This is a genomic window from Ehrlichia minasensis, assembly GCF_004181775.1.
Taxonomy (GTDB): domain Bacteria; phylum Pseudomonadota; class Alphaproteobacteria; order Rickettsiales; family Anaplasmataceae; genus Ehrlichia; species Ehrlichia minasensis.
This window is the reverse complement of record NZ_QOHL01000017.1, coordinates 22,406-29,079: the sequence shown is the minus strand read 5'-3', so window position 1 is coordinate 29,079 and position 6,674 is coordinate 22,406. Positions and strand designations below refer to the sequence as shown.

Genomic DNA, 6,674 nt, shown 5'->3' with positions numbered 1-6,674 from the left:
AAGCTTCTGTAACAGGTCTAGATTCTTTTCTACTACCAGTACCCATCTTAGGTATACCTGCTACATCTGATGTAGTTGATGTAGTACGACTACTACCTGCTTGAGCTTTAGGTATCGCACCTGAAGTTCTTGCAATAAGTTCAGATCCTTTTCTATTAATAGTACTCGTTTTAGGTCTATCTGTTAATGCAGTATAACCACTACTACCCACTTGAACTTCAGGCATTACATATAAAGCTTCTGTAACAGGTCTAGATTCTTTTCTACTACCAGTACCCATCTTAGGTATACCTGCTACATCTGATGTAGTTGATGTAGTACGACTACTACCTGCTTGAGCTTTAGGTATCGCACCTGAAGTTCTTGCAATAAGTCCAGATTTTTTTCTATTAATAGTACTCGTTTTAGGTCTATCTGTTAATGCAATATAACCACCACTACCTACTTGAGCTTCAGGCATGACATCTAAAGCTTCTATAATAGGTCTAGATTCTTTTCTACTACTAGTACCTATTTTAGGTATACCTGCTACATCCGATGTAGTTGATGTAGTACGACTACTACTTGCTTGAGATCCATAATCAACATCCATAGTACTTGAATATCCTACGACAGGTCTAGTTATTATTCTACTATTAGCACTAGTTTTATACATATCTGGTGCAGGCAACTTAGACGTTCTAACAACACTATCAGAGCTTTTATCTGTACTAGAAACATATTTAATAAAATTATGAAAGCACCTCTCTGTAAACTGCACATCAACTAAATTCGTATCTAAAGAGCTACCAAACCAAGATATAGTAGTTTTATTAATATGATACACCACAACTTCAGCAACCAATTTTTCTGCATCTAATTTTTTAAGCTTCACTCTTGCCAACGCTATATTCCGCTCTGCTACCTTCATCTCCTGCGTATTCTGTTTAGCTCTCGCCCTTACAAATTTCGCATCTTCCAACTTTTGCATTGTAGCTGCATATTCACTTGCTACCTCTAATGGCACACCATCATTAATTAAATAACTATTTAATACCTGAAATGCTAAATCTGCTTTTGCTTGACCACAATCAGCACCAAAAAAATTATAATATCTAAAATATCTTAATTTAGATAATTGATCTACACACTGAACAAGTTGCGGCTTACTCCATATTTTATACAAATCTTGTACAGTTTCTATCTCATAAACGTCAATACTATTCATTAACTCCGCAAATTTTTCCCCAAAATCCTTATAAGAATCAGCAAAATACACTCTTTGACATAACAGGCCAATTATTCTATTAGATATATACCTTCTCTGACCCACATCTATATGATCTATAGGTAATCCAGCCAAAACTTTAATATAATTGCGCACCCACAAAGGATATACTTCACACAATGAAGTATTCACAATCAATTTAGCAGCAATACAAACAAATGCATAATCTTGAGGATTTAATTCATTTATTATGCGTTGATTATTTGCATCATGATCACTTAACAACCCTTTTGAAAGTAAATTATTTAATATTACATCAAAATTAGTTTTAAAAATAGGAAAGAAAAAAGCAGTTTTTACATTGCCAATACGAAATCTAAAATCACCAGCATTTCGCACATCACATCTTTCAGTATTCGACAATAAATCACTGAATCTACGTATAACATTCTCAAAATCTGCTTTTATTTGATCATTAACACATACATCTTGACTTTCATGACTTCTAATAGATGCATCGTCACTTACATCATCACCGTCAATAGATACATATCCATTTCTATCAACATTAAAAAGACTATTTTTACAACAACAAATTATGAAAAGACACGTTATTGCAACAACACTTAGTAACACTATACCAAACAATACCGGTATAAGATTAGGCTTATTATTAGGAATAACTTTTGAGCAATACAAACCTACTAATGTTAATGACAAGACAGCAGAAGCAATACTTACAACACCCAGAGTCAATTTGTGAGATATTTTCATTTTACATATTCTTTCATATAATTAACTATTATTAATAGTATAATAAAATCCTTAAAAATAGAATTAAAATATTTACACATATTAAAAATAATACTTTTAATAAAAGTTAACATTTTTTTAATATTACATTAAATATTAAAGATCACAATGATAAAACAGGTTTTTGCAAGACAGACCTATTAAGTACAAAACACTATCATAATCTTAATCTTATATGTAAAGATTATTAAAAAAAAATAATAAATACCTTATAAATTTAATACCATGTATAGTAATTAACCTGCAAAACCTCTGTACTCTCTCGTATTCACAAAACTAACAGCCATCATACTTATTTCTTAGTCTATTCTTGTAATAAAAAAACATTAATGAGCAATTGCACTACTACTACCTACTACATTACATGTATTCTCTACAGGTGTAGATGGTAAGCATAACGTGGACTCACAAACATCATCTTCATCTGATACAACGTCATTCTCAATATCATTTTGCAATGTATTTATTTCATACAATGGAAAATATATTTGATCGTATCCAAAGTTCATAGTATTAGCAATTACTTGCATAAAAGACATATAAAAATTTCGCAAACTATCAAAATCTAAGCTTTTCATTCTATCACATGCATCATCTATAAGACGTTGTTCTACCATTTCTGAATTATAAAGTGAAGTATACATTAAATGCATTAATACGATGTCAAAAGAACTACCAGACAAAAAATTAGGATGCCTTCTTCTTAATCTTTCATCCAAACTTTGATAGTAACTACTATAAGAAGTCAGAAATGAATTCATCATCTGCTGAAATTCAGCTCTATCACTAAATACACATATATCATAACAACGATATACCAAATACTCAACACAACGATACTTATTTTCTCCTATATCAACATTAGCTAATGCTTTAATATGATTAACTACATCATCAGGATAAGTTTCTAACAAATGAGGTAAACAACATGTAATTCTAGCACAACACACTATTTCTTCAAATATATTTCTCCTTCTATTAGGAGATAGAATTCTCTTACTGATATCATAACTACTAAATATTTTAGATACATCATCTTGACTAATAGGAGAACCAGGTTTAATTCTAGTATGTAATATAGATAATCCTGTATCTAATACACTCTTTAATAATGGATACAAAATATAATATTCTTGATTTTGAACACTAGTTGATAACATTTCATATGCTTTAAAATCGTCAATACTGTTACTTACTTTCTTAACTATATTAGCATAACGATATAAACTATAATAAATATTAAAAATCAATCCCTCTTTATCTACAGAAGTAGTCAATTTTTGAGAAATAAACATTCTGTTATAAGGTGATGTACCCAACGTTACATGATTGACAAGAGCACAAGCATCTAATCCTTCTAGAACGTCGTCAAATTCAGAATGAGCTAACCTTTGTATCATTTTCATAGCAGCATTTTGAATAGTGCTTAATTCCTTAAAACTATATCTACTAAAACAGGAAACACATCCATCATCTAGAACAGCTGTTTGTTCAAAAACTTTAGACATTATCTCTTTGGCATTAAGTACAACACTTGCATTACTAATTCCCACATCAATCGCAAAACCAGATTCTCTCATTTCATTGAGGTACTGCACAATATCACTATCGTATTTAGTAGCATACTCATCATAATGCTTAATTATATCAGAAGTAAAATCTACTCCTATTCTAACCATGCCATGTCGTCTATCTTGATATACAGAATAATATTTAAAATAACTTGCACAGAATACATCTTTCAATAATCTAAGTTTTATACTATGATCACGCATCTTATAAAAACCACGCGGAGAATTAATTGCATGTGTATTTACAAAACTCATATACTTACGAAATACACTTTCTAAAAACTTATGAAAACTATTCATATTACCAAAACTATATACTTTATCACCTAATAATTTAATGATTCTATTAGCTGCATTCAATCTCTCTTGAAATGGCACTTCCTCCACAGATAAGCCAGCTAACTTTACAATTTTTTCACACACAACTTCAGGATAAGTTGAATACAAAACACTATTTCTCACAATCAACTGTGCTGACAATATAAGAAATGTACTTTCCTCTTTCGTCAATAAACGTTCCACATCAACAATATTAATGTGATCTTCTTTAATAAACACATTATTACGTTCTAATTTATTTAACATAGAATCAAAACACTGCCTAAAATTCAAAAAAAGAAAACAACATCTATCAAAACTAGTATTATAAGAAAACACATTACTTGTCATTCAGATGGATGAGAAACAAGTAACTTGAGATCCTGTGAGATATGACATAAGTCATTATAAGCATGAAGTGACATATTAGAAATATCATGAAATCTAGGCTTTAATTTATACGGTATAAAACTGCCTGACTTATAAGGCAGAAAATCAATAGCACGTTCGTTATCATCTACAGGTTTATTATCCAATACATAACACAACAATACACTTGCAAATAAGAAAATAAAACAAAGTGACAGCAGTACTACAAACGCAACAAGAGATATATTGTTTTTAGAATATTCATTTGCTAATATAGCACAAGTACAAAATATATATGCTGACAAAATACCGAGCATAACATTCTTAGTGAGTATTGAGCTTGCCATAAAAATACTTAATATATTAAGTACATATATAATATAATCAACACTATATATAAAAAAAGTAAATACATTTATGTCATAAAGTAAAAAAATTAATCATATGATTTACTTCTAATACTCAAAATATTGTAAGATAAAGACCTTTTTTAACGAATTGATAACACTTTATATTACATTGATTTTTAAATAAAATTTATAATACTATGCACAACATAATCTAATCATATTAAAAAACTATAACAACCAAATCTAATATACTACAATTATTATTAAATATTTAAAAATGCAAATTTGTAATAAAGATATACTTTTTAAGTAAAGCTAATATGATTTTTTAATAAAGCATAAAAACTCTAATAAAGATTAATACTCATTTCTAATACTCAAAAAATTAATCAATTATATAAAAATACAAGTTAAGTATCCTATCAATTGTAAAAAAATTTATACTAAAACAACCTAAAAATAAAAAATGACCTACCTTCCTTTAAAGAATCTGTTTTGTATCATTTCCTCAGCATCTTCTATTGTAAAATCAGCACTATCACAACATTCAGCACTTTTATTGCTCTCAGATACATTTTGATCAACTTCTACAGAATTGCCAATTTCATTGCCAGGATTATATGAAACCCTTTGATCATTAATCTGGATAACAACAGTGTGATCACTATCATAGTATTGATCAGCATATGAAGATGTATTAAGTTGTTGACTAGATCTCTCACTAAATAATAAATTTTTTAGCTTTGCAAATATTCCTATCTTTTCCTTTTTAGATATATCAAAATCACTAGCAACGGTATTATTATATAAAACATTAACCATGTTATCATACCGTGCAGCTACACAATTTACACAAAGTAGAGCAAATCCCGCTACTAATAATAACGAAAATATGCTAATCATAATATAAGATTGATCTTGAAACGTGAAATTAATACAACTAAAAGTCAATCCTATAAGTGCAAGAAGCATTACTGTTGCAGCATTTACAACCATTACTGATCTACTCATTTTTATAACCTATCTATTTATTATTAACAAAAAAATATTCGATATTTTTAATAATATATTTATTAACTAATTTACATTTCAATTTATAGTAATATAGGTTAATAAATATATATTTTCACCATCCCATAATAAAATAGGATATTAGTCTCAAGACCTGCTTTTACTTTGTTCTTCACTCAAAGATTTTACTGCGTCAACTCTACTATCACTAATTTGTACTCTACCATAATTTTTCTCTTGCGTATCTTGAATAGTAGTATCTTTCTTAACTTTATCATCACCACTAGAAAACGTTTTCATTTTAACATCACTACTACTAGGAGGAGTAGTCTCACACTCTGCAAAAAAAGGCTGTGTTCTGATTAATCCATTATGATATAAAGCTTCTTCATAAGCAGAATATTGTTCTAGTTCCACATCTTCATAAGGTTCAGAATAATATGCCTTTCTATCTACATGTATTTTATGTGTTCTATCAGCAGAAAGTACATCTTCATCAAAATAATGTTCTGCAAATACATCAGGCACTGGATCATAATACCTGTTTTCAGTATCTAAACTCTCATCTGATGAAAACGTTCTTAAATATTCTTTTACACTAGAATATTTTCTACCTATACCTTTCTTATAATTTGCTACCAATGATACAAAAGCAGATACTAGTAACAATGTACATAGTACACAATACCCACATTGATGTTCACGTATTACACCTATAGCACATAACGCTAATCCTGTTGCTGCAGCAGTAATCATAACCGCACTTATAAAATTTATTGCTATATTATGAGTCTTTATCATAGATATTAACCTTAATTAAAAAAATTCAATGAAATATTTATATTATAATAATTTTATTAATTTTTATAAAAGAGTTAGTTAATATTAGTGCTTAAATATTAATTCTATATATTAATAATTTAAGAGATTAAAGACTATTAGAGAAATCAGATTTGTTAAAATTTAAATATAAAATTATACACAAATATTAAAATACAAATTTTGGATTAAAAACACTATAGCCTTTTATAGGAT

5 protein-coding genes are annotated in these 6,674 nt (G+C 28.6%); all 5 read right to left on the bottom strand.

What is annotated here, in order from left to right:
- On the bottom strand, nucleotides 1-1,981 hold a 1,981-nt coding region (locus DRF75_RS03705), incomplete at its 3' end, for a hypothetical protein (RefSeq protein ID WP_129992671.1).
- Nucleotides 1,982-2,346: 365 nt separating this feature from the next.
- Nucleotides 2,347-4,176 (bottom strand): hypothetical protein, encoded by a 1,830-nt coding sequence (locus DRF75_RS03700; RefSeq protein ID WP_129992670.1) that lies wholly within the window; start codon nucleotides 4,174-4,176, stop codon nucleotides 2,347-2,349.
- Nucleotides 4,177-4,256: 80 nt separating this feature from the next.
- On the bottom strand, nucleotides 4,257-4,625 hold the full coding sequence (locus DRF75_RS03695) for a hypothetical protein (protein ID WP_129992669.1): 369 nt from the start codon (nucleotides 4,623-4,625) through the stop codon (nucleotides 4,257-4,259).
- Between the two features lie 474 nt (nucleotides 4,626-5,099).
- Nucleotides 5,100-5,639 (bottom strand): hypothetical protein, encoded by a 540-nt coding sequence (locus DRF75_RS03690; RefSeq protein WP_129992668.1) that lies wholly within the window; start codon nucleotides 5,637-5,639, stop codon nucleotides 5,100-5,102.
- A gap of 147 nt (nucleotides 5,640-5,786) precedes the next feature.
- Nucleotides 5,787-6,440, bottom strand: a complete 654-nt coding sequence (locus tag DRF75_RS03685) for a hypothetical protein (protein ID WP_045171458.1) — start codon at nucleotides 6,438-6,440, stop codon at nucleotides 5,787-5,789.
- Nucleotides 6,441-6,674 lie beyond the last annotated feature (234 nt).

Coding starts and splice junctions, on each gene's coding strand:
- DRF75_RS03700 (WP_129992670.1), bottom strand. CDS start 4,176: ATGTTAAATAAATTAGAACGTAATAATGTGTTTATTAAAGAAGATCAC.
- DRF75_RS03695 (WP_129992669.1), bottom strand. CDS start 4,625: ATGGCAAGCTCAATACTCACTAAGAATGTTATGCTCGGTATTTTGTCA.
- DRF75_RS03690 (WP_129992668.1), bottom strand. CDS start 5,639: ATGAGTAGATCAGTAATGGTTGTAAATGCTGCAACAGTAATGCTTCTT.
- DRF75_RS03685 (WP_045171458.1), bottom strand. CDS start 6,440: ATGATAAAGACTCATAATATAGCAATAAATTTTATAAGTGCGGTTATG.